Raw genomic sequence first — 24,986 nt, 5'->3', positions numbered from 1 at the left:
AGAGCCATTACAATTCGAAGTTGAGGCCCACGGCCATTTTCCGCTGGAACGGATAGGCCCAGCCATTCCCGGTGTTGATCGCTTCGGGGTCGGTATATTTCTTGATTTTCGAGAATTCGAAGAGGTTCTCACCGCTGGCAAACACCCGCACGCGGTTGACCTTGATCCGGCGGGTCAGTGCCGAGGGGAGCGTGTACCCGATGGTCACGTTCTTGATGCGCACGTAAGCCGCACTGAGCAGGTACTTGGTTTGGGGAATATCCAGCCCGGCCGCCCCTCCTCCATTATAATTGTGATCCGCCAGCCAGGATTGTAAAACCGGGAATTCGGCATCGGTATTGGCATCGGCCAGTCCCGCCTGGATATACGAAGCCGAGTGTTTCGCCCGGTCGGCCGCCGGTTCGGCCGTAGCCCGGTAGAAGTCGAGGTTCCAGGGGTAAATATTGGCGTACGGCTGCTGATAGGGTCCCCAGTACAGGTAATGGCTCGGGTAGTAATCGGCTTTGCCGACGCCCTGCAGGAAAACCGCTACGTCAAACCCGTGCCAGTTGGCGTTCAAATTCAGCCCCAGCCGGTAACGGGGCGTCGAGTTACCGATGATCGACAAATCTTTGGGGTCTTTGGCCGACAGGCCCTTCTCAATCTTCCCGTCGCCGTTCAAATCCCGGTACCGGGGCCAGCCCGGCACAATCGACAACGCCCCCCAGGGGATGATGGCCGTCTGGTCGATCTGCTTGATTTCGTCTTCCGTCCGGAAAAAACCGTCGTTGGTCAGGCCCCAGATTTCGCCCAGTTCCTGGCCCACCCGGTAGCCCGAGAACAGTTCCTGCTCGTTTTTAAACTTGGTGATGAACGAGCGCGAATCGGACAGAATAAATTTGGCGTCGAACGTAAGCGGTTTGGCCCCCACCGCGTACGAATCCCGGTAATTCAGCGTCAGTTCCCAGCCTTTGGTTTGCAGGTCGGCGGCATTCTGACTGGGCACCGTCGTGCCGAGCACGGCTGGCAATTCCTGCCCCGCCGTCAGCATCCCTTTCGTATTCCGGATGTAGTAATCGAATGAAAGCAGCACCTTTTCTTTCAGCAGGCCCACATCCGCCCCGAAGTTCAGGGTCGACACCCGCTCCCAGGTGTAATTGCGCGGGTCGATCCGAAGCGAGGGAGCACTGGTAATGACGGTTTGCTTGTTGCCATTGATCAGATAACCCGACAGGTCGGTGGGCAGCGTCTGGATGTAATTAAAGTTCCCGACACTCTGGTTGCCCAGGTCGCCGTACGAAGCCCGCAGTTTGAGCGTCGGCACGTAGGGCAGCATCCCGTTCAGGAAGGGTTCGGCGCTGGCCACCCAGGCCCCCGAAACCGAGGGGAAGAAGCCCCAGCGGTTGTTCGACGGAAACCGGGATGATCCATCGTACCGCCCATTGGCTTCCAGGATATACCGCTCTTTAAAGGTGTAGTTTAACCGGCCAAACAGGCTGCGGGTGGCAAACGACTGGTACGACGGGCGGATGAAGGCATCGCCGGTGGTCAGACCGATGTAGGGCAAGGAGGACGAAATGAGCACGTTTTTCTCGGCTTCCACCGAAGCGTACACGTAACTTTCCTGGTTGTAGCCCGCCAGCGCCGTCAGGGCGTGGCTCCCCAGCGTTTTCGAATAATTGGCGTAGAGGTTATACACGGTGTTGGTCAGCGTGCCGTTGCGCTCGATCACGTAGCCATTGCCGCCCTCCTGCCGGATGTCGCCGGGGCCGAACCCGATGCTGAATTTGCGCGAATCCCAGTTGTATTTCCACTGCTCGCGTTTGAAACTCGCGTCGCCGGTAATCTGCAAGGCGTTATCCAGAAACGACGCCACAGCCCGCGTGATGTTCTGAAACCCGAACATGGTTTCGGTATTTTTTCCGCCGTCGGTTAGCCGGGCCGCCAGCCGTCCGGCTGCGGTATTGGCCCAGGTGCCATCCGGGTTTTTGGCCACATCGGTGGGTTGCAGAAAGTACGTATCGATGATGGAAGCCGTCGGGTCCGCGCGCTCCGTCTGGTAAATGGTTCCGTTGTTATCGACTTTCAGCCATTTCAGGGGCGTAAAATTGAAGCGTCCCCGGAGCGTGTACCGATTCCAGTAATCATCGGTCAGCTTGTTGAGGCCATTTTCCTTGTTGTAATCCGCCGACAGGTAATAGCCAATCGGCATCTTGTCGGCACCGGCGCTGCCCGACATCGAAACGCTGTGGTTCTGCGACAGGCTCGACCGGTGGTAAAAGTAATCGTACCAGTTGTTGCTGCCCATGTAGGCCCATTTCGTCGGGTCGGCAGGATTCAGGCGCACGTCTTCCAGGGCCGGGTTTTCGGAGCGTTCCTTGGCCCAGCGGTAATGCTCATCGGAATAATTGACGTAATCCCAGGGCGTGTTGTCGGTAGCCGTTTCCAGCACACGGGAATAAATATACGGATCGGTGACCGGCTGCGGCAGCACGGTCGATTTGCCCCAGGAGAAGAAATTGTTGTACACCACCGACTGCCGTCCCTGCCCCCCCTGTTTAGTGGTGATCAGTACGACCCCAAAAGCCGCCCGTGCACCATAGATCGAAGCCGAGGCCGCATCGCGCAGCACCGAAAACGAGGCAATATCCGACGGGTTCAGGCGCAACAGGTCATCGTTATTGGCCGACGGAATTCCATCGATCACGATCAGCGGCTGCCCTCCGTTGATGGACGTAAAGCCCCGGATGTTGATGCTCGGAATCGTGCCGGGCCGCCCCCCGCCGTAGGTAATGTTCAGGCCCGGACTAATGCCCTGCAAGCCCTGCAAGACGTTGGCGACCGGCCGGTTTTCAATTGCCCTCCCGGCAATCTGATCGACGGCTCCGGTGATGTTGATTTTCTTTTGAGTCCCATAGCCCACCACCACGACTTCCTGCAGGTTAGCGGCATCCTGCGCCAGGTTGAGGTCGATCGTCGTGCGTCCGTTGACCGGTTCTTCCAGGCCGAGATAACCAATAAACGACACCGCCAGCACGGCGTTTGCGGGTACATTGCTGAGGGTGTACCGGCCCTGCCCATCGGTCGTGACGCCCTTTTGGGTGCCTTTAATGACAATGTTAACGCCCGGCAGGGCTTCCCGGCCGGTTCCGCCGGTGATCAAACCGCTGACGGTAATACCTTGCGCCAGGACCAGTCCCTTCGTCAACAGGACGAACCCCCAGACGATTCCCCAGACGGGGGCAGAAGGCAACCCCTTAAATAAAACACGTGATAGATTTCTCATCATACACAACAGTTAACAGTGGAAGAGAAGAGATTGAAAATCAACTTTTTCATGGAAAGACCCGGTCAAGTCAGGTTGATGCAAAGGTAGAGTTCAGCGTCTCCAATGAAGGGTAATCCAGTGTTACAAAATTGTTAATTTTGTTTGAATATTCATTCAATTTATTTAAAATTTACAGATTGATTTTTCCCGTATATTTGGGACTTTTTAGTTCATAGATTGACCGATCAGCAGTAGAATGGGAAGAAAAAGCCTCAAAGACACCCGGCAGCAGGAAATCATCCAAATGTTTTATCAGGTTGCCAAGAAGGAAGGGCTGGAGAACACCTCAATTGCCAAGATTGCGGGTATGATGTCGATCAATCCCAGTCTGATCATGCACTATTTTCAGACGCGGGACGATTTGATCAGCGGGTTGATCGATTTTATGCTGGCCAAATACCAGTTTATTTTCGACATCACGACGCCACAGCACGACGACAATCCGGAAGCGGTTTTACTGAAAGTCGTCGACCGGTTATTCTCCAAAGACTGGAATCAGTTATTCGACGACGGCCTGTTTTACAGTTGTTATTCGCTGACGTTTCGGAATGCGGTGATTCAGGAGAAGTATAAAACGATGCTGGATTCGCTGCGGCACAAACTGGCCCGGCTGATTCAGGATTGCGCCAGTGCCGACGCTTACCAAACCGCCGACGCTTACCAGACCGCTGATCTGGTTTTTATCCTCGTCGACGGGGCGTATTATTATTTGAGTCTGGTTAGCGATCAAAGCGAATACGAGCAAAAACTCAGTCAGTACAAGCAACAGGCTCTCGCTTTGCTTGATCCGTCAAAAACGCTGAACGGACCGGTTGTTCTGGTAGATCGCCCATAATCCAATCAGCAGCCAGGACACGTTGACAACGATACTTTGGCTATCATGTGTGTGCAAAGAACTGACAATGAGCCCTACTGCGCCCAGAATATTCAACAGGTGGTACACTAATTTATCTGCACGCAGTAATTTGAGAGTAAGCAGTAAGTAGGCCAGTAAGTAGCACAAAACGCCCAGCCACCCGGCCAGTTCGATCCAGAAAAACGCCATCGGAGTGTAAAGTCAGTCACGGTATAAACGGCTTGAATGTACAAATTATTCGCCGTTCAAACCTGATTAATCTGCTTCTAATGGCCCCAAACCCCTGAAACCGGTTTTTTATTCCGCCAGATAATTCCCGATACCGACCACGACCGTCGAAAAGACCACGGTGGCAATCCCGAGGGTAATGGTGCGCATGGTCTGCCGGTTGGCCCCCCGCCACTCGTGCAGATACAGCCCCCAGAAGCTGCTGAAGGCAATGATGAACGCCATGTGCAGGGTCCAGCCCGAAAACCGGTATTCGCCCATTTTGCTGTCGCCCATGCCGTAAAAGAAGAATTGCAGGTACCACGTCACCCCGGCCATGGCGCAGAAAATGATGTTCCGCACAGCGGGTGCCGTTACATTGCCGTAATCCGTATACGTCTTATTCTTGATATTGAGGTAGATACACCAGATGGCGTTGGTGGTCAAGCCGCCCAGCAGGATGAATACGAGGGGTGCATTGTTCATGTACAGCGGGTCGGCACCGTTCTGCACCGCCAGTTCGGCAATGGGTTGGCCGGCCGTTAGTCCGAACGAAAAACAGGCACTCATGATGCCCGAGAAAACCGCCACGAGAACGCCCTTTTTGAGATCAAATTCGGCGATGGTTTCTTTTTTCTGGTCATCCGTCATCGACTTTTCTTTCATCATGCCGGCAATACCGCAAATCGAAATCCCCAGTACGCAGACCGCTAAACCCAGAATGATGACCTGGCCGGACAGCGTGCTCATCAGCGTGCCGAATTGCCCCTGCCAGATGGGTGGAACGACGGTTCCGAAAACCGCACAGAGTCCCAACACCACGGCCATGCCGAGCGACAGGCCCAGGTACCGCATCGTCAGGCCGAACGTCAACCCGCCAAATCCCCAGAGTACACCCCAGAAATACGACCACCAGACGGTTTCGGATGGGGCTTCGGCCAGTACGTCAAACAGATCCGGGACGGTGAGCAGGCCGAAAATCAGCGGAGCAAACACCCAGGAAAAAATACCGCCCACGAGCCAGTAACTTTCCCAGGACCAGCCCTGTACTTTTTTATACGGTAGATAGAAACTGCCGGAAGCAAACCCTCCGAGCGCGTGCAAGACTACTCCCCAAATGACGGCCATGTATAGTGATTTTTCAACAAATCTGTGTAGTTTCCGGAGAAAGACCTTCCTGCGCTCTCCTGAATTCATAAAGCGAAAAGTTGGCCCGGTCTAACGATACAGCCCCTGAACTATTTTTTTAGAAGACCGTACAGAGCAGGAGACCACGGTATAGTTAGCTCGTTCTAAGTCAATACTTTTGCACCGTAGAATACTATTTCATCATAGGTTAGTAGGATAAGCCCGCTAGATTTCTAATGGGCTTATTTTGTTTTTTATGCCTTCAGCGCTTTCCTCTCCCCTTTCTTTCAACTTTTTTCTAACCACAAGGCTCAACATCGTGTTGGCCCCTCATGAACAACTTCGAAGGAAAAAACATCCTGATTGTCGGCGCATCGTCCGGCATTGGTCAGGCAACCGCCCAACGGGTTCAGGCGGCAGGGGCCACGGTTTTTACGGCCGGTCGGCGACAACCCGAAGGCATTCAATCTACCCACCTGACCTGGGACGCCACCCAACCCGGTGAGTCCGACCTGAGTGGTTTACCCGACACCCTACACGGGCTGGTGTATGCGCCCGGCTCTATCCGGCTGGCCCCGTTTGGCCGACTGACCCTCGATCACTTCCAGGAAGATTTCGCGCTGAACGTGCTGGGAGCCATTGCCATCCTGAAAACCGTCATGCCCGCGCTGCTTCAGTCCAAGTCGGCCAGTGTGGTGCTGTTCAGCACGGTAGCGGCCCAACTCGGCTTCGGGCTGCACTCGTCGGTCAGCGTGTCGAAGTCGGCGGTTGAAGGCCTGACGAAATCCCTGGCGGCCGAATATGCTCCGCACCACATCCGGTTCAACACCGTGGCCCCCTCCCTCACCGATACGCCCCTGGCACAAGCCGCCGGGCTGGTCTCGCCCAACCGGCTCGAAGCGGCTGGCAAACGGCATCCGCTGGGTCGCATCGGCACCTCGGCCGACATCGCCGGTATGGTCACATTTCTGCTGTCGGAGGAGTCCGGCTGGGTCACGGGGCAGATTCTGGGCGTCGATGGCGGAATGAGTACGCTCAAATAAGCAAACCGCTTTCAATCCTGCGCTTATTCCAGTTAATTTGTATAGATTTCATCAGCCTATACAAATGAGAAAATTACGCTATGGCATCGGGCTTCTTGGCCTGATGCTGACCCACCTGGCCTGGTCACAGACGAAACTCGTGGAAACCGTCACCCGCAAAGAGGGCGAACTGATTATTCCGTACCAGAAGTACGTGTTACCCAACGGATTGACGCTGGTCATTCACGAAGACCATTCCGATCCGATTGTCCACGTCGATGTTACTTACCACGTCGGGTCGGCGCGGGAAGAAATCGGCAAGTCGGGGTTTGCCCACTTTTTCGAGCACATGATGTTTCAGGGCTCCGACCACGTGGCCGATGATGAGCATTTTAAGCTCGTGACCGAAGCCGGCGGCACCCTGAACGGGACCACCAACGGCGACCGCACCAACTATTTCGAAACCGTCCCCAGCAACCAGTTGGAGCGCGCGCTCTGGCTCGAAGCCGACCGGATGGGCTTTCTGCTGGATGCCGTGACCCAGAAAAAATTCGAAATCCAACGGGCGACCGTGAAGAACGAACGCGGTCAGAATTATGACAACCGCCCGTACGGTTTGTCCTATGAGTATACCGCCAAGAACCTGTATCCCTACGGCCACCCGTATTCCTGGCTCACCATCGGTTACATCGAAGACCTGAACCGGGTGAATGTCAATGACCTGAAGAACTTCTTCCTGCGCTGGTACGGCCCCAACAATGCGGTTTTGACCATCGGTGGCGATGTGGACCCCAAACAGGTGGTGCAACTGACGGAGAAGTATTTCGGCAGCATTCCGAAAGGCCCGGAAGTGACCAAAACCATTGTGCCGCCGGTGGTGGTCGATAAAGACCGCTATGTATCCTACGAAGACAACATCCGGTTCCCGATGCTGCGGATTACGTATCCGACCGTGGCGCGTTTCCATCCGGACGAAGCACCCCTGGACGCGCTGGCTCAGATTCTGGGCGGTGGCAAAAGTTCGCTGTTCTACAAAAACCTGGTCAAAACCGAAAAAGCGGTTCAGGCCAACGTCGGCCACCCGGCCAATGAGTTAGCCGGTGAGTTTACGTTTACGGTGCTGCCTTTCCCGAACGTCCGGCTGGACAGCGCGGAAACGATCGTCCGGAAATCGTTGGCCGAATTCGAAGCCCGTGGGGTCACCGACGACGACCTCGCCCAGTTTAAAGCCACCCGCGAAGCCGAAATTATTGATTATCTGTCCAGTGTTTCCGGCAAAGTTTCGCAACTGGCCTCTTTCCAGACCTTTACCGGATCGCCCAATTACCTGCCGACCGAACTGAAACGCTATCAGGCCCTCACGAAAGCCGACATCATGCGGGTCTACAACCAGTATATCAAGGGCAAAAATGCCGTTATTCTGACGGTTTATCCCAAAGATAAAAAGGAGATTGTAGCGCATCCCGACAACTACACGATTGCGACGGAAGGCTACAAGGCCCCGGATTACGGCTACGACGGCCTGAAATACGTCAAGGCGAAAGACTCGTTCGACCGCAGCAAAAAACCGGCTGCCGGTGCCAGCCCAACCCTGAAAGTGCCGCCGTTCTGGTCCGACAAACTGCCGAACGGCCTGAAAATGATCGGGACTAAAAACGACGAAATTCCGACGGTTACCCTGCTGTTTTCGGTAAAAGGCGGTCACACGCTGTCGGCCAAAGACCCTTCCAAAGCCGGGATTGCCCAGCTTACGGCGGCATTGATGAACGAAGCGACGCAGAATTTCAGCAACGAAGAAATCAACGCGAAGCTCGAAAAACTGGGCAGCAGCATCCAGATTTACGCCAGCACGGAAGAAATTCAGGTGTCGGTTTCGTCGCTGACCAAAAACCTGGACGCGACGCTGGCGCTGGTGGAAGAAAAAATGTTCCGCCCCAAGTTTGCCACGGAAGACTTTGTCCGGCTGAAAAAACAACAGCTCGAACTGATCTCGAACCAGAGTACGCAGCCGGTGGTGATTGCCAACAAAGCCTACAGCCGCCTGCTCTACGGCGCGGACAACATCCGGGCGATTCCGACCAGCGGGACGATCAAAACCGTTGAAAATATTTCGCTGGACGACGTGAAAGCGTTCTATCAGCAGAACTTCTCGCCCTCCGTCACAAACCTCGTCATCGTGGGTGACGTCGAAAAAACCACCATTCTGCCGAAGCTCGACTTTCTGAAAAAATGGGCTGCCAAACCGGTCGTTTTACCCAAAGCGCCCGTTGCCAAAAAAATCGACAAAACCCGTATCTACCTGATTGACAAAGACAAAGCCGCTCAATCGGAAATCCGGATCGGTTATTTGACGGATTTGCCATACGATGCCACGGGCGAGTATTACAAAGCCGGACTGGCCAACTACATCCTCGGCGGTGCGTTCAACAGCCGGATCAACATGAACCTGCGCGAAGACAAAGGCTGGACGTATGGTGCCCGCTCGTCGTTCGGCAGCACCAAAACGCCCGGCCCTTTCACGGCTCAGGCCGGGGTGAAAGCAGCCGCTACGGATAGCTCGGTGGTCGAATTTGTCAAGGAACTGACAAACTACGGCAAAACCGGGATTACGGAAGACGAACTGGCCTTCCTGAAAAGTTCGGTCGGCCAGCGGGACGCCCTGCGGTACGAAACCTCGTTCCAGAAGGCGCTTTTCCTGAACCAGATCATCGACTACGATCTGCCGGGCAACTTCGTGGAGCAGCAGAGTCAGATTCTGCAAAAAATGACGAAGAAAGAAATCGACGCCATCGCCAAAAAACGCCTGCCTGTCAACAACCTGATCATCACGGTCGTGGGCGACAAATCGGCCGTCAAACCGGGTTTACAGCGATTGGGCTACGAAATTGTTGAACTTGACAAGGAAGGGAATCCGGCCGTGGCCGAAGGCACAACCACACCAGCCGCGCTGGGTGGTGCGTCGTCGACCAATCCGAAGAAATAAATCCGGAATTGAAAATACAATTACGCCAAAAGCCACTCCGGGGAGTGGCTTTTGGCGTAAATAGCGATTGCTTGGGTTGATTCAGAACGCCCGGTATAAAAACCGCAACTATTAATTGGTGCTGCTCTTGCATGTTACCAATTTGTTTTTAACTTTGGATCACAAAGTACTTTTAGTAAAAACAACAATTAGATGCTGTTCGGAATACTGCTGAGATACACTCATCCAGTGCGGCAATGTTCGGAAGGGCTATGGTCAACCTTTTTTAAAAGCGGAGAAACAAATCGTATTCATTTTAAACTACTGTGTCATGAAAGATGAAATTCTATCAAATCTCGACAACCCCGGACAGCTTGAGAGATTGTATAGAGCCGACAAACCAACGTTTAAGCGCGCATTCAAAGCGCTCTATCCCGAACTAAAAGACAACACCCTGCTTACCTTCTGGAACGAACGAATCAATTTCGCGAGTGAAGACATTTCCTGGGGGTCGCGGAAAGACCTGATGGTTGTCTTTGTCGCTTCTCTTGTGGCCGGTGGCATCGCCAAGTTACCGGTACTTTTATCCATCGATGAAGAATATTTTTACACCCGAAACATCGGTTTTATCATTTTTCCGGTCCTGGCGGCCTACTTTGCCTGGAAGAATAAATTATCGATGGGTAAGCTTATTTTTATAGCGATCTCAATCCTCGTAGCTATACTTTTTATCAATTTTCTACCCGACGTTAAAAGAAGCGACACCCTGGATTTAGCGTGTATTCACGTTGTTTTATTTCTATGGTCACTACTCGGTTTTGCCTTTGTCGGAGAGACGGGTACTGCCGACGAGAAACGGCTTAACTATTTGAGGTACAACGGCGACCTGATCGTCATGACCACCCTCATCCTGATCGCCGGTGGCATCATGACCGGTTTAACCATCGGCCTTTTCAAATTGATCGGTTTTGAGATTGAAAAACTTTATTTCGATTACTTCGGCATTTTCGGGCTTTCTGCGGCTCCCATCATAGGCACGTATCTCACCCAGACCAATCCGCAATTAGTCGGTAAAGTTTCACCGGTGATCGCTAAAATATTCAGTCCGCTGGTCGTTGTCATGCTGGTTATTTATCTCGTAGCCATCGTTTATTCCGGCAAAGATCCCTACAACGACCGGGAGTTTTTACTGCTGTTCAATGCGTTATTGGTTGGCGTTATGGCCATCATCTTTTTTTCCGTCGCAGAAACATCGAAAACCACAAAAAGCCAGTTGGAAATCTGGATACTTTTCCTGCTATCGGCCATCACAATCGTGGTAAATGGCATTGCGTTATCGGCCATCCTGTTCCGGATTTCAGAATGGGGCATCACGCCCAACCGGACCGCCGTGCTGGGCAGTAATGTTTTAATTTTAATCCATCTTCTGCTGGTAACCACGCAACTTTTCAGGGTCCTTTCCAGGAAGACAACGATAGCCAGCGTCGGAAAAGCCACCGCCTTCTACCTGCCCGTTTACGCCCTGTGGACCATTATTGTTACCTTCCTGTTTCCGGTTTTGTTTGGGTTTAAATAGCGTATTGCCCCGTATTCATCACGACCTGTCTCATCAGCGGTTCGAAATCAGGCACCGCTCACTCAGCCCGAATGAGCGGTGCCTGAAAAAAAATCAGAAATAGTTTGCACTTTATATACCGATCGGTATATTTGCAGCATGAAATTTACCCCGCGATCGGAAGCCACCCGCCAATTCATCATTGAAACTGCCGCCGGTATTTTCAACAAGAAGGGGTATGCAGGCACGTCGCTATCGGATCTGACCTCGGCTACGCGGCTGACGAAGGGCAGCATTTACGGAAATTTCGAGAACAAAGAAGATGTTGCCCTGGCGGTTTTCAATTTCAATGCCGCCCGCCGGAACAAGCTGGTTCGGGCCCGACTCAGCCGGGCTGTTCGTCCGAAAGAAAAGCTGCTGGCCTTTATCGATCTGTTCAGTCGGGAAGAAATTCAGCAATTTCCGGAAGGCGGTTGTCCGCTGCTGAATGCGGGCGTTGAAGCCGATGATACGCACGAACCCCTACGGCAACGCGTAGCGGAAGAACTGATCGAAACGCAGACCGAACTGGCTTCCATCGTTCAAATGGGCATTCAGGCAACCGAGTTTCAGGCGGATACGGATGCCGAAAAAGTGGCCGTTACGCTGGTTGCGCTCATTCAGGGCGGTATTTTCATCGCCCGGACGACCCAAAATCCGTTTTATCTGGATACGGTGCTGGAAACCGCCCGGAAAATGGTGGCCGACATCGAAATAAAATCATCACCTTAATTTTTTTTGAGTCCATATATACCGATCGGTATATATCAGTTATCCAATCAATTCACAGTCTATTTTACAACCATGAAAACGCAGAACAACACGGTTTTAATTACGGGCGGCAGTGCCGGGATCGGTTTTGAAATCGCCAAATTATTCGCTCAACGTGGCAATCAGGTCATCATCACCGGCCGGAATGCCGAACGACTGCAACAGGCCGCAGCGCAACTGGACAACACCACGGCCATCGTCTCCGACGTCAGCAATCCGGCGGATGTCGATCAGTTGGTGAAACGCTTGAACAAAGATTTCCCAACCCTGAATCTGGTCATCAACAACGCCGGCCGGGCATTCTATTATTCTTTGTCCGAAGATGGCATTCAGGCGAGCGACAAAGCCGGGGAGGAAATGACGACGAACTACCTTTCCATCATCAGCCTGACGGAAAAGCTATTGCCACTCCTGAAAAAACAAAGCGAGGCCGCGCTGGTCAATGTCTCGTCCATTGTCGCTTTTGTTCCCGGCCACACCACAGCCACTTACTCGGCCAGCAAAGCTGCCTTGCACGCCTACACACAAGCGATGCGGTATACGCTGGCGAAAGATACGGCCATCAAAGTGTTTGAATTGATGCCGCCATTGGTCAATACCGATTTCTCGCAGGAAATTGGCGGCATCAACGGCATCTCACCCACGGTCGTAGCCCAGGACCTGCTGACGGCCCTGGAAACAGACACCTACGAAATCCATGTCGGCAACACCGCAACGCTCTACAAACTCTTCCTCTCCTCACCCGAAGAAGCCTTTCTGGCGTTGAATACCGGTCGATAAAAGCAGATTTTTCCAGCCTTCGCAGGCTATTCAGCGCCTTTTTTTATGCCTATCTTTGGGCAATGGCGTTGAATCGGCCGCCTTACTGCTATGGAAAAACCGTTGGTCAATGGCTCGTATCTGTTGGAAAAATTTCAGGGGAAAGGGGGCTGGACGTATGCCGCCCTGCCCGATGTGAAACCGGATAAAAAAGCGTATTTCAACTGGGTAAAGGTGAACGGCACGATCGACGGCTACGCGATCCAAAACTACAGCCTGATGCCGATGGGCAATGGCCAGTTGTTCCTGGCAGTGAAGGCCGAAATCAGGAAGCAGATCGGGAAGAAAGCGGGCGATTGGGTGGAGGTGGTGTTGTATCCCGCTCAGGCTCCGGTCGATACACCAAAAGACCTGCTGCTCTGCCTGGAAGACGAACCAGCCGCCCATCAAACGTTTTTAAGCTACACGAAAGCCGAGCAAAAAGCATACATTGACTGGATCGATTCGGCCAAAAGCGAAGAAACCAAAATTGACCGCCTGGCCGAAACCATCAACCGGTTGCTGAGGAAGCAAAAGTTCTCGGAGAAGTGAAAGGCGGTATTCGGTTTACCGTATTCGATTTAAAGTTTACGGTGCATCAGTCCCGGCGGGGAACCACACCGTAAGCTTTAAACCGAATACGGTAAACCGTAAACTTAAATCTTAACCGCCTGTCGGGCCAGCAATTTCCAGTCGCCTTTCTGCTTGACCCAAACCAGCAAAACCGAGAGTTTGACCGTTCCGGCCACGCCCTTGTTGTTGGTCGTTCCCGACAGTTTGTGCCGGACCCAGGCGGTGTTATCCACGATGGAAATGCTCTGATCGGCCAGGTCAATCGTCACAAAATCAGACTCTTTGCTCACCAGGGCTTTGACAAAGGCGGTTTTGTCTTCCAGCAATCCATTGGAGTGTCCGTACGTCAGTTGATCGGTGACGAGGGATTCGAGCGTGGCCTGATCGGCATCGATAATGCCTTTCCGCAGCTTCTCAACGGCTTGCTCGACGGCCTGTTTCTCGTCTTTTTTACCGGGCTCGGTGGCCATCAGGTTGCCGGTTAGCAACAACAATACAAGCAGGCATTTCAGGGTTTTCATGGTAGTAAAAGTAAGGGTAACTCGTTAGGAATAAGACAATAGAATAAAGAAGTGAGACAAAAGAGTAAAGAAGTGAGACAGGAAATCTGAGACGGAAAACGGGTGACCAATCTCCGGTGTCTGTTCTCACTTCCTGACGCTCTTGTCTTATACACCCAGCAAAACATATTCTTTCCCCGGTTCCGTCGCCAGGTCGTAGAGATAGACGCCGTTGGCGGGGGTTTCGGGTTTGGTCGTTTGGTAACGGTTTTCCGGCTGCTGAAAAAACGCATTCGGATTGGTGCCTTTGGCGGTTTGAAGCCGGGTTTTCCCATCGCTCTTCAGCGCACTCGTTACCCGCAGCCGGCAGTTGCCACCCAGCGCCGAGCGAACGGCCACGCGCGTCAATTTGCCGTTTTTCCAGCTCATATCGAGTTCATAACCGCCCCGCGTCTTCATTCCTTTCACCTCGCCAGTGGCCCAGGCATCGGGTCGGGCGGGCAGCAGGTTGAGCAAACCGTCGTGGCTCTGCACCAGCATTTCACCAATGCCCGATGTGCCGCCAAAATTCCCGTCGATCTGGAACGGCGGGTGCGCACAAAACAGGTTGGGATACGTGCCGCCCCCTTTGGCGTAATCGGTGCCTTCGACGCCCGTCAGTTTCAGCAGTTCGCGCAGGAGTTTGTAGGCATGGTTGCCGTCGTGCAGCCGCGCCCAGAAGTTGATTTTCCAGGACTTGCTCCAGCCCGTTCCGCCATCGCCCCGGATTTCGAGGGTTTTGCGGGCCGCATCGGCAAACTGGGGCGTGGTCAGCGGAGAAATTTCGCGACCCGGATGCAGTGCATACAGGTGCGAAACGTGGCGGTGCTGCGGATCTTCGTCCTGCCAGTCTTTGTACCACTCCTGCAAATTGCCGCTTTTTCCGATCTGCAACGGAAACATTTTACTTTTTTTATCGGACAATGTTTTCCGAAAATCCGCATCAATTCCCAGTTGCGACGAAGCCTGAATGACGTTCGAAAACACATCCCAAATTAACCCCATGTCCATCGTGGTGGCTACGGAAACGGATTGCTTGACGCCTTTATCCGTGATAAATACGTTTTCCGGCGATGTGGACGGTGCCGTTACCAGACGTCCCTGCGGGTCTGCCACCAGCCAGTCGAGGCAGAACAGGGCCGCATCCTTCATCAGTGGGTAGGCATAGGTTTGCAGGTATTTTTTGTCACCGGTAAACAGGTAATGGTCGTAAAGATGCTGGCTCAGCCAGGCACCACCCACCGCCCAGTTGGCCCACGACGGACTGCCCTTGCCCTTGTCGCCGACGGGATTCGACGCGCCCCAGATGTCGGAATTGTGGTGAACCGTCCAGCCCCGGGCGTTGTAAAAGTTCTTCGTGGTTTCACGACCGGTTTTTGCCATGTAACCAATCCAGGTCAGCAAGGGCGTGTGCAGTTCCGACAGGTTGACCATTTCCGCCGGCCAGTAATTCATTTCGGCGTTGATGTTGGTCGTGTAGTTGCTGCTCCAGGGTGGACGAACCATCGGATTCCAGAGTCCCTGGAGGTTGGCTGGTGGTCCGCCGGGGCGGGAACTGGAAATGAGTAAATACCGCCCGAATTGAAAATACAGCGTTTCCAGTTCCGGGTCGGCACCGCCTTCGGCATACCGCTTCAGCCGTTCGTCCATCGGCAGATTAACCGCCGATGCGGTTTCCAGCGTAAAACTGGTGCGGTTAAAATACCGTTGATAATCAACCAAATGAGCCTTCCGAAGCGCATCAACGGTTTTGGTGAGTGCTTTTTTCAGGTAGCCGTCCGCCAGTTGTTTTTCATCCCGCCCTTCCCGATCGGGGCATTTGTCAAAACCGTTGAAACTGGTAGCCGCCGTCAGCAGCAAAACCGCTTCCGTCGCATTTTGAATGCGAATACCCGCCGTATCGGTCGAAACCGTGCCATCCGTCGAGCGAACTTTCACCCGCCAGTCGAAACGCATGCCTTTGCAGCCTGCAGAATCGCCGTAAATAACCGGTTTCGGATTGTAGTTGACGTAATTCGGATCCGCGTGGGCGGGGGCTTTTCCGCGAATAACCAGTTCGTCGCGCCCCTGTGCTGATTTCGTAACCGGATGCGGACTTCGGGCGGCTGCCGTTAGCGTCAGGGCTCCTTTCTTATCCGCCGTCAGGCGCACAACCACGACCTGATCGGGCGCGGAGACGAAGATTTCGCGGGTATAATTGACACCATTTACCCGAAACCGGGTGGTTGTCGTGGCATTTTTTATATTCAGATCGCGGTAGTAATCCGTAGGTTGTCCCGAAAAATCCTGTTTCAGTAACAGATCACCCAGCGGTTGGTAGGCTTCCGTATAGAGCCCCTGCATGTGCTGCGTCAGTTTGGCAGCGGCTTCATAATCTTCCCGGAAAAGGGCTTCCCGAATTTCGGGTAAATACTTGGCAACACCGGGATTGGGATTGCGGTTGACCGGCCCGCCCGACCAGAGCGACGATTCGTTCAACTGAATCAGTTCGTCACCGGCGCGGCCAAAAACCATCGCCCCCAGCCGACCGTTGCCCACCGGCAGGGCTTCGTTCCAGTTGCGGGCGGGCTGACGATACCAGATTGCCGGCGGATTCTGGGCAAATACGGCATGAATAATCAGCCACAGTAAACCAGTCCAGATAAATCTTCGATTGATTAGGGAATACAGTCTTCTAAAAAAAAGAATGAAAAAGAACATGTGTTTGAAAGCGAATGAAAGCTGCAAATTACGACACGAACCGGACTTTACAGCCGTTTCAAGCGATTACCAATGGAAGTGTGGAAGCACGTCCGTTCTCATAACACAAACAAGCACTGACTATCAATGCGTTATTCAATAAAATTGCATTTCCTCGCTGAAAACCCTTAGCCGGGACCATTTATCGTTGGAAACAGGAAGCCCGGTCGGTGCTTCGGGTAGCTTTTTCGGTTTCTCTAGGCCTTGTTGTACACTTTCAAAACCGATTCGCGCAACATCTTTCCGGCGCCAAAGGTCACAAAATCAATCAGTTCGGCAATGTCTTCAGGTTTTACCCAATTGGCCGGATCGGCATTGGGCATGGCTTTGCGGTTGGTCGGCGTGTCGATGGTACTCGGCACCAGAACCGTCGAGATAATATTCTTGTCTTTGCCGGCGGCATTGAGGATTTCGGACAACTGGATAACCAGCGATTTCGAGAGGGCATAGGCCACCATACTCTTCCCGGCCGACGGAACCAGGGCCGGGCGGGCACCAATCAGCACAAACCGTCCGCCCTGCGCCTGCTGGCTCATCTGCTCAAAAACCGGGCGGGCCACCTGGTAGGTTGTCTGAAAATTCAGCCGGAACAGGTGATCGATGGCGGCAAAATCGGTGTCCGTGATCGACCCCATCGCAAAACCGCCCACCAGCAGGATGGCCGCATCGATGCCACCGTGTTCGGCCACCACCTTCTGAACCAGAGCCCGACAACCCGCTTCGTCGGTCAGGTCCAGTTCGTGCGTCACCAGATTGGGCTGCGCGTCGAGCGTGTGTCCGCCCGGTTCGAGGGTGGCAATAACGGTATGGCCACTGTTTAGCAACTGTTGGGTAATGGAGCGGCCCAGACCACCGGCTCCTCCGGTCAATAATACGGTTGACATAGGGTGTTATGTTGATCAGGCTAAAAATCAAATGTAAGGAATGGAACGGGCCTATTCCAAAACAAAACCGGATTGAATTACATTTGAATAAATGAGTCGTCCCTAAACACGCTATGAAAATAGTCCGTCTTTTTTTGCCACTGATCCTGGTTGGTGTACTCTCGGTTGCTTTTCGGCAGGACCGCCCGACCGAAGCACCCGACGAACACCGGTTTCGGAAAGTGGAACTCACCGGCAACCTCCGCGACCTGATCGAACTGGACATTGCCCCGAATGGCGATGTGTACTACATCGGCCATCGTGGTGAGCTGTATGTTCACCGGGTTGCCACCAAAAAAAACAAACTGCTTGGAAAAATCGACCCGCAACCGTCGGAAGCTACGCTGCAATCCATTGCCCTCGATCCGGGATTTATGCAAAACCGGCACCTGTATTTGTACTATGCCCCGAAAACCCGCAAGAACGTCAACGTGCTGTCGCGCTTCACGCTCCGGGGAGATTCGCTCGATCTGAGTTCGGAGAAGATGATGCTGGAAGTTCCCGATTCGTGGGAATGCTGCCACTCGGGCGGAGGCATGACGTTCGATCAACACGGAAACCTGTACATTACCACCGGCGACAACACCAATCCGTTCGGCACCAATTTTGCCCCGCTCGACGAACGGCCCGGCCGGGAACTCTTCGATGCCCAGCGTTCGGCGGGCAATACGCACGATTTACGCGGGAAGATTCTCCGGATTCATCCTGAACCCGATGGCACCTACACCATTCCGAAAGGCAATCTGTTTGCCGATTCCAAAGACACACTGACAAGGCCCGAAATTTACGTCATGGGCTGCCGGAATCCGTTTAAAGTGACCGTCGATCAGGACACGGATTTTGTATACTGGAGCGAAATCGGCCCCGATGCCAGCGACACTGAGTCGCGCGGACCCCGGGGCTACGACGAACTGAATCAGGCCCGCAAAGCCGGTAACCACGGCTGGCCGTTGTTTATCGGCAACAACGAACCGTATGCCAAGGTGGATTTCACGAAAGATTCCGTCCTGTTTCAGTTCGATCCGCAACATCCGATCAACACCTCGGTGAACAACACCGGTTTGCGGGATTTGCCACCGGCGCAACCGGCTTTTCTGGCGTATCCTTACGACGTGTCGACCGAACACCCGGAATTAGGCTCCGGCGGACGAACGCTCGTGGCCGGACCGATTTACTATTTTGATCCCAAGAACCCCTCCCCCATCAAATTCCCGGCCTATTTTGACCGCAAGCTGTTTCTGGGCGAATGGATGCGGAACTGGATGAAAACCGTGTCGTTCGATGACCAGAAAAACCTGAAAGCCATCGAATCGTTCATGCCTTCCACAGCTTTTCGCAAGCCGATTGCCATGCGATTCGGACCGGATGGCGCCATCTACCTCATCGAATTTGGGGCCTTGTGGGGTGGAAACAGCGATTCGCGCCTGGTCCGGATTGAATACATTGCCGGCAACCGTCCGCCGGTGGCAAAGCTGGAGAAAACAACCGAGGCCGGGGCCGTACCGTTGCCGGTTCGGTTTTCGGCCAAAAACTCGCTGGACTACGACAAAGACGACCAACTCGCCTACCGCTGGTTCATCAACGGAAAACCGCTCAGCCAGACATCCGCCGACCTTTCCTATACATTTCGGAAACCGGGCAACTACCGCGTCAAACTGGTGGTCAGCGACCGGGTGGGGCTGCGTTCGGAAACCGAAACCGTGGTGAGTGCGGGCAACAATCCGCCCAAAGTAACCATTGAACTGGCCGAACCGGGGCGGCTGTATGGTCCGGCGGTTTCGTACCGGACGAAGGTGGAAGACGCGGAAGATGGCCGCGTCGATCCGGCCCGGATTCAGGTAAAACTGACGTATTTGCCCACCCGAAAAACCGTTTCGCTTTCGGAAAAAGGGGAACTAAAATTGCCCAACCAACGCGGCTACACCTGGATCGAGGAGAACGACTGCAAAGCCTGCCACGCGTTGAACGACAAATCCGTCGGGCCGAGTTTTCGGGAAATTGCGGTGAAGTACCAGCCCAAAAAAACCGATCCGGCGCTCATTGAGCAACTCAGTAAAAAGATTCTGAAAGGCGGTTCCGGCGTATGGGGGCCAACCAACATGAGCGCCCATCCGCAGCTTTCGGATGAGGTAACGTCAGAAATGGTGCGATATATCCTGTCGTTGTCAGACAAAAAGACCGAGAAAAAAGTCCCGGCGGAGGGCAAATTTGCTACCGATCCGGCCGCCCAGGGAACGTATGTGCTGACGGCCACCTACACCGACAAAGGCCATAAAACCGCCCGCCCGCTGACCCGCCAGTCGACGGTGGTGCTGCGCCCACCCGTGCTGACGGCCCAGGATTTTGATGCCCATTATGAACTTCAGCGCAGTGACATTATGTACGACATTCATAAAGCGGGCTGGGTGATGATGCGCCAGTTCGATTTAACCGGCATTTACGCCATCGACTTCACGCTCGCGACCGAAACCAAAGGCACCAGCATCGAAATCCGGCTCGACAGCCCTGCCGGTGAACTGGTGGGTGAAATGGATGCACCCGCCACCGGAAAGCGGAGGGAATGGGTCGAGAAAACCCTGCCCATCAAACCGGTGACGGGTGAACACGATGTCTACATTGTTTTCCGTAACCGTCTGACCGTCGTTGACTTGATGGAAGTGAAAGCGGTTCGGTTCAGGAAGGATGCACCGTAATCACAATCGACTTCGACGTGGGTGTCAGGCTTCCTTCGGCAAACTGATCGATGGGCAGCAGCACGTTGGTTTCCGGGAAATAAGCCGCCGTACAGCCGCGCGGAATGTTGTAGGGAACCACGATAAACCGCTCGGCGGTACGGATTTTTCCGTCATACCGGCTTTGCAGATTCACCACCTGCTGCGGTTTCAAGCCCCGGTTTGCGATGTCGTCGACGTGCATGAACACCACCCGCCGTTCGTTGTGAATGCCCCGGTAGCGGTCATCCCGGCCATACACCGTCGTGTTGAACTGGTCGTGGCTGCGAATCGTCATCAACAGCAGTTCGTCGGGTTGCAAGGCGATTTGGCTGGGGACATTGATCGAGAAGTGCGCCTTGCCATCTTTGGTTGGAAATTTCCGTTCGCGGGGGCCGTTGGGCAGGTAAAAACCGCCCGGTTTCCGGACACGCTCGTTGTAGTTGTCAAAACCGGGAACGACTTTTTCGATCAGGTCGCGGATGTAATCATAATTGGCAATCAATTGGTCCCAATCGACGGTGTTCGGGCGATTCCGGAAAACCGCCCTGGCCAGTTCCGCCACAATCGCCGGTTCACTTTTTAAGTGCTTCGAAACCGGTTCCAGGGTGCCATGCGACTGTTGAACCACGCCGGTGGTGGCTTCGGTCGTCACAAACTGATCACCCGAAGCCTGCGCATCCCGGTCGGAACGCGCCAGACACGGCAGGATCAGGGCCGTTTCGCCATGAACCAAGTGGCTGCGGTTTAGCTTGGTAGACACCTGAACGGTGAGTCGGCAGCGTTGCAGGGCCTCGGCGGTGTAGTTCGTATCGGAAACCGCCATCAGAAAATTGCCACCCATCCCGAAAAACACTTTGGCGTCTCCCTCGTGCATGGCTTTCACGGCTTCGACTACGCTAAAACCGTGTTCGCGCGGGGGTTCAAAGCCAAAGACGGTTTTCAGTTTGTCCAGAAACTCCGGTTTCGGTCGCTCCCAGATGCCCATCGTCCGGTCGCCCTGCACATTGCTGTGTCCGCGAATGGGAGCCGCTCCCCCGCCTTCAATGCCAATGCTTCCCTTAAGCAACAGCACGTTGATCACTTCGTTGATGGTCTGAACGGAATTGCGGTGCTGCGTCAACCCCATCGCCCAGCAAATGATGATCTTCTTTTTGTGTTTGAGAATATCGACCGTCTGCTGAATCTCCGCCAGCGACAACCCGGTTTGGCCCACCAGTTCGCTCAGTTCATAGTGCGCCAGACTGCTGATAAAAGCCTGATAATCTGCCGTATATTCCTCAATAAAAGCGTGATCAATGACTTTACCCGGTGTTTTCTTCTCCTCTTCCAGCAGCAGTTTACAGATGGCTTTCAGAAAAGCCAGGTCCGAGTTGATCCGGATTTGCAGATACAGGTCGGTCAGTTTCTGTCCACCCAACACCATGTCCCGAACACTTTGCGGAAACTGGAAGGCCAGCAAACCGGTTTCCACCAGCGGATTGACGGCGATGATCGTGGCCCCGTTGCGCTTGGCCTGTTCGAGGGGCGTCAACATGCGGGGGGCGTTGGTGCCGGGATTCTGGCCCATGATCATGATCACTTCCGCTTTTTCCAGGTCTTCGTAGACAATCGACGCTTTGCCCAGCCCGAGGGTTTCGGCCAGTGCGACGGAGGTCGATTCGTGACACATGTTGGAGCAATCCGGCATGTTGTTGGTGCCATATTGCCGGACAAACAACTGGTACAGGAAAGCCGCTTCGTTGCTGGTTCGGCCCGAGGTATAAAAAACCGCTTCGTCCGGCGAATCGAGCGCATTGAGGTGGTCGGCAATGAGTTGAAAGGCATCGTTCCAGGCGATGGGTTCGTAGTGCGTCTGCCCTTTCCGAATCACCAGCGGCTGCGTCAACCGCCCCTGCTGTCCGAGCCAGAAATCATCCTTTTGCAGCAAGTCCGCCACCGAATACCGCTGAAACAGAACCGGCGAGGCTGTGTGCTTCGTCATTATTTCGTCGGCAACGGCTTTGGCACCACTTTCGCAATACTCCGCAATGGATGAACGGTCATCGTCGGGATCGGGCCAGGCGCAACTCGGGCAATCGTAGCCGTCTTTCTGATTGAGCTGATACAGCGCTTTCCAGCCGCGCACCAGTTCCGTCTGGCGAAAAACGTGTCGAAAAGATTCGGTTACAGCGGTCAGCCCGGCGGCCGTATCCTTCGGTTTGGTAATTTTCAGATCGGTTAAGGTATCAGGAGCAAGTTTCATAACGGGCTTTCTTTGCGGTAGCGTGAAAACAAAAGTACGATTCCGGTGAAACTTTCCTTCAACGCTCCTGCTGCAAAGTCTTTATGTCAGCAATAAGTTGCTGCATCTCTAGTTCAAGTGTCCCATTATAAATGCCGCGGATGCGTTTTTGTTTATCGACCAGTAAAAAATGTTCGGTGTGCAGAAATTGGGTACTGTCTTTGCTGAACCCCAATTCTTCTTCGGCAAAGTAGGATTGCCGCGCTAGTTGGTAAATCTCGGATTTTCGGCCCGTCAGCAAATGCCAGGTTTTCGATTGAATCCGGTTGGCTTCGCTGTATTTTTTCAACCGTGCAACCGTATCGATCCAGGGCGTCACGCTGTAGGAAAGCAAAACCAGGTTTTGGTCATTCGGGAACGCCTTTTCGACCATCTTCAGGTGTTTGGTCATCTTAGGGCAGATGACTCCGCAGGAAGTAAAGAAAAAATCGGCGACGTGAATTTTACCTTCAATATCCTTCTGGCTGATGGTCACGCCGTTTTGATCTTTGAATGAAAAGTCGGCGATGGTATGGGGGATTTTTTCAGCCACACTGCCTGCCGATTCCAGAAAGACGGGTGTAAAATCCGGGGTGTTGTAATACGGTAATCCGGGGTTGGTTTCCGGCGGGTTACAGCCAAAACAGACTGCCAGAAACAGCCAGAAGCTAGTTCTTAAATACGCTGTCGGCCACATTGACGCAGTTTTTTGTTCCGAGTAACCCATACCTTCTTCCTTCGCTGATGATGTAATTGGCTTTTACCTTACCGTTATCATAAAACGCTTTTTGACGCCCCTCTTCGTAACCCTGTTTATACGTCATTTCTTTCAGGAGCAATCCCGACTCCGACCATTCTTTACAAACCCCGTGGTATTCGCCATTTTCAAAATGGTAGTCCAGTTTCTTACGGCCGTTGGGCCACCAGGCAACATAGTCCCCGTTTTTTTTTCCGTTCCTGAAAAACCGTCTTTCCATCAATTTCCCGGACTCATAAAACCGTTTCCATTCGCCGTGTTCGACGCCATTCCGGAAACCGACAATTTCCGCCGTGTCTTTTTTGTTCTGCCACAAGGTGTAGACGATGCCGGTAAACGGTCGGTTGTCGGCGAAAGCCACGCCATTTTGTGCCTGAATTTTTACGTCCGCAGCGTTAACGACCGGCATCTGTTCCGACTCGTTTGAGTCGGAACATGCGACCAGCAGGGCCAGAAGTGCCAGAATTTTATTTGGAAAATGTACCCGCCGTGCCATAATAGCCACTTCCGTTGATGTATGGGTCCGACGCCGTGATGTGGTAATGGTAAATACCGTTGGGATAATCAGCCGTTGCGTGCGTGTGGCCGTGATACGCATCCAGCGACGAACTGGCAACCAAAGCGCCATTCTCTTCCGGTCCGTAAACCGGAAAACCGTCCAATAAAAAGCCCAGCAGGGAAGATTTGGTGGCTTTCACGGTGGTCAGGTATTTCGGTTCGACGTGGTAGTGGTATTCGCTCGTGGGAGCCGGGTGGCCCCACCACTGATCGAAAGAGACAATTTCGCCGGAGAGCGGCTGGTTGGGACCGGCGTATTGGTTAAAAAAAGGAACCCCATTGAGCGAAACACCGATAGCCCCCAGGTTGGTGGCCGAATGCGTGGATGCCACTTTCGGATTCAGCGGTATCTTAAACGTAAAATTCTGCGTCGCAATGGAGTTGGGGTTTTTGGAAAACGTGTTATCGCCGAAGGTTTTGCCCGAAAACGTTTCGTACAAACTGTTCGTGGTGGCATAATAAACACTTTTGTGGTCGGGTGTTCCGGTCGTTTTGATGGTTACATACGTTCCGTCAGTCGTGATGCTGGTGGCTCCATAGATTTTTTTATACACCTCCGGAACGCCCGCGCCAACGGTGGTCGTCGTGCTGCTGGTGCCGGTTGTTGTGCCCGTAGAAGGCGACGCTTCGTCTTCACGATTATGGCAGGCGGAAAGGGTAAGGCCCAGGGCCGAGAAAAAAGCGCAGAACAGGAGTCGATTCATGGTGGTTGGTGGTTAATTTTACCGTTAGACGATGCCACCAACGGAATTCCTACGGCCTGTGCGGAAAATTTTCTGGCGGCCCTCCGACACCCGGCCGGGGTGGTTGATGCCGACCGAACAAACCTGCCAGGTCGTCTGCCAACGCCCGAAAATCGGCTTGCTGATCGGGGCGACACAAGGCTTTGATTTGCTCAAAATGCCGGAAATTTAATTCCGCCTGTGCTTTCTGGTTGTCGGCAATTTGTTGGCTCAAAACCGTTTGCCGGGCCGAGTCGGAGGTTGTGGCCGCCAACAGACCGTAATACCGCTGGTGCAGTTGTTTCATCTGTTCAGTCAGCCTGTTTACCTGTTTCCGGTGCTCTTCGATCAGTTTTTGGTAAGCCTGTTGCTGATTCGGGTCGAGACGAAGCCGTGCGATGATGATTCTGGCGGGTTCTTCCCGACCCTGGGGGCCGTTTGGCCGACCGGAATGCGGACCTCCGCCCGGACTAAACACCAGAAAGCCAATGGTTGCCAGATTGAGCAGGATCAGTCCGGCAACTGCAAAAGTCAGCAATTTTGTCCGCTCCATCTT

Annotated in this window: 18 protein-coding genes; 8 read left to right on the top strand and 10 right to left on the bottom strand. The window is 53.5% G+C overall.

Annotation, left to right across the window (positions count from 1 at the left end; translation table 11 throughout):
* Nucleotides 1-7: 7 nt before the first annotated feature.
* Complete coding sequence (locus tag FH871_RS09710; protein WP_229317175.1) at nucleotides 8-3,268, bottom strand: TonB-dependent receptor; 3,261 nt, start codon at nucleotides 3,266-3,268, stop codon at nucleotides 8-10.
* A 235-nt stretch (nucleotides 3,269-3,503) separates the two neighbouring features.
* On the opposite strand from FH871_RS09710, the gene FH871_RS09705 reads away from it, so the two are divergent.
* Nucleotides 3,504-4,142: a TetR/AcrR family transcriptional regulator gene (locus tag FH871_RS09705; RefSeq protein WP_138991243.1), complete on the top strand. Its 639-nt coding sequence runs from the start codon at nucleotides 3,504-3,506 to the stop codon at nucleotides 4,140-4,142.
* A gap of 318 nt (nucleotides 4,143-4,460) precedes the next feature.
* Here the strand turns inward: FH871_RS09705 and rhaT are convergent, their stop codons facing one another.
* A complete protein-coding gene (gene rhaT, locus FH871_RS09700; RefSeq protein WP_138991242.1) occupies nucleotides 4,461-5,498 on the bottom strand; it encodes an L-rhamnose/proton symporter RhaT in 1,038 nt (345 codons plus the stop codon).
* Between the two features lie 332 nt (nucleotides 5,499-5,830).
* Here rhaT and FH871_RS09695 point away from each other — a divergent pair, with 332 nt between their 5' ends.
* The 6 genes from FH871_RS09695 to FH871_RS09670 all read left to right on the top strand — a co-directional run bounded on the left by FH871_RS09695 (nucleotide 5,831) and on the right by FH871_RS09670 (nucleotide 13,197).
* Complete coding sequence (locus tag FH871_RS09695) at nucleotides 5,831-6,541, top strand: SDR family NAD(P)-dependent oxidoreductase (protein WP_138991241.1); 711 nt, start codon at nucleotides 5,831-5,833, stop codon at nucleotides 6,539-6,541.
* 64 nt (nucleotides 6,542-6,605) lie between these two features.
* Nucleotides 6,606-9,503, top strand: a complete 2,898-nt coding sequence (locus tag FH871_RS09690; protein WP_138991240.1) for a pitrilysin family protein — start codon at nucleotides 6,606-6,608, stop codon at nucleotides 9,501-9,503.
* A 310-nt stretch (nucleotides 9,504-9,813) separates the two neighbouring features.
* The gene (locus FH871_RS09685; RefSeq protein ID WP_138991239.1) at nucleotides 9,814-11,058 is read left to right on the top strand and encodes a hypothetical protein; all 1,245 of its coding nucleotides are present in this window, start codon (nucleotides 9,814-9,816) and stop codon (nucleotides 11,056-11,058) included.
* 138 nt (nucleotides 11,059-11,196) lie between these two features.
* Nucleotides 11,197-11,808: a TetR/AcrR family transcriptional regulator gene (locus FH871_RS09680; RefSeq protein WP_138991238.1), complete on the top strand. Its 612-nt coding sequence runs from the start codon at nucleotides 11,197-11,199 to the stop codon at nucleotides 11,806-11,808.
* A gap of 72 nt (nucleotides 11,809-11,880) precedes the next feature.
* Nucleotides 11,881-12,627: an SDR family oxidoreductase gene (locus FH871_RS09675; protein ID WP_138991237.1), complete on the top strand. Its 747-nt coding sequence runs from the start codon at nucleotides 11,881-11,883 to the stop codon at nucleotides 12,625-12,627.
* Between the two features lie 90 nt (nucleotides 12,628-12,717).
* Nucleotides 12,718-13,197 (top strand): YdeI/OmpD-associated family protein, encoded by a 480-nt coding sequence (locus FH871_RS09670; protein ID WP_138991236.1) that lies wholly within the window; start codon nucleotides 12,718-12,720, stop codon nucleotides 13,195-13,197.
* A gap of 104 nt (nucleotides 13,198-13,301) precedes the next feature.
* Here the strand turns inward: FH871_RS09670 and FH871_RS09665 are convergent, their stop codons facing one another.
* The 3 genes from FH871_RS09665 to FH871_RS09655 form a co-directional block, all read right to left on the bottom strand.
* On the bottom strand, nucleotides 13,302-13,739 hold the full coding sequence (locus FH871_RS09665) for a nuclear transport factor 2 family protein (RefSeq protein ID WP_138991235.1): 438 nt from the start codon (nucleotides 13,737-13,739) through the stop codon (nucleotides 13,302-13,304).
* A 147-nt stretch (nucleotides 13,740-13,886) separates the two neighbouring features.
* On the bottom strand, nucleotides 13,887-16,457 hold the full coding sequence (locus tag FH871_RS09660) for a glycoside hydrolase N-terminal domain-containing protein (RefSeq protein ID WP_138991234.1): 2,571 nt from the start codon (nucleotides 16,455-16,457) through the stop codon (nucleotides 13,887-13,889).
* Nucleotides 16,458-16,693: 236 nt separating this feature from the next.
* Nucleotides 16,694-17,380: an SDR family NAD(P)-dependent oxidoreductase gene (locus FH871_RS09655; protein WP_138991233.1), complete on the bottom strand. Its 687-nt coding sequence runs from the start codon at nucleotides 17,378-17,380 to the stop codon at nucleotides 16,694-16,696.
* Between the two features lie 113 nt (nucleotides 17,381-17,493).
* On the opposite strand from FH871_RS09655, the gene FH871_RS09650 reads away from it, so the two are divergent.
* Nucleotides 17,494-20,112: a PQQ-dependent sugar dehydrogenase gene (locus FH871_RS09650; RefSeq protein ID WP_138991232.1), complete on the top strand. Its 2,619-nt coding sequence runs from the start codon at nucleotides 17,494-17,496 to the stop codon at nucleotides 20,110-20,112.
* Here FH871_RS09650 and FH871_RS09645 read toward each other — a convergent pair.
* Genes FH871_RS09645 through FH871_RS09625 form a run of 5 tightly spaced genes read right to left on the bottom strand, consistent with a single transcriptional unit; the run spans nucleotide 20,093 to nucleotide 24,983 of the window.
* Nucleotides 20,093-22,375: an FdhF/YdeP family oxidoreductase gene (locus FH871_RS09645; RefSeq protein WP_138991231.1), complete on the bottom strand. Its 2,283-nt coding sequence runs from the start codon at nucleotides 22,373-22,375 to the stop codon at nucleotides 20,093-20,095. The two genes, FH871_RS09650 and FH871_RS09645, sit on opposite strands and share 20 nt — an antisense overlap.
* 58 nt (nucleotides 22,376-22,433) lie before the next feature.
* Nucleotides 22,434-23,090 carry an SCO family protein gene (locus FH871_RS09640; RefSeq protein ID WP_229317173.1) on the bottom strand — a complete coding sequence of 219 codons (657 nt, stop codon included), beginning with the start codon at nucleotides 23,088-23,090 and terminating at the stop codon, nucleotides 22,434-22,436.
* Nucleotides 23,062-23,646 (bottom strand): toxin-antitoxin system YwqK family antitoxin, encoded by a 585-nt coding sequence (locus FH871_RS09635; RefSeq protein ID WP_138991229.1) that lies wholly within the window; start codon nucleotides 23,644-23,646, stop codon nucleotides 23,062-23,064. The genes FH871_RS09640 and FH871_RS09635 overlap by 29 nt, the downstream gene beginning before the upstream one ends.
* Nucleotides 23,618-24,412: a YHYH protein gene (locus tag FH871_RS09630; protein WP_138991228.1), complete on the bottom strand. Its 795-nt coding sequence runs from the start codon at nucleotides 24,410-24,412 to the stop codon at nucleotides 23,618-23,620. The genes FH871_RS09635 and FH871_RS09630 overlap by 29 nt, the downstream gene beginning before the upstream one ends.
* Nucleotides 24,413-24,461: 49 nt before the next feature.
* Entirely contained in the window at nucleotides 24,462-24,983 is a 522-nt protein-coding gene (locus tag FH871_RS09625; RefSeq protein WP_138991227.1) for a Spy/CpxP family protein refolding chaperone, read from the bottom strand.
* Nucleotides 24,984-24,986 lie beyond the last annotated feature (3 nt).

The sequence above is a fragment of the Larkinella sp. C7 genome (assembly GCF_006149005.1).
In the GTDB taxonomy this organism is placed as follows: domain Bacteria; phylum Bacteroidota; class Bacteroidia; order Cytophagales; family Spirosomataceae; genus Larkinella.
The sequence above is the reverse complement of the archived record's forward strand: the minus strand, read 5'-3'. Positions and strand labels throughout refer to the sequence as shown.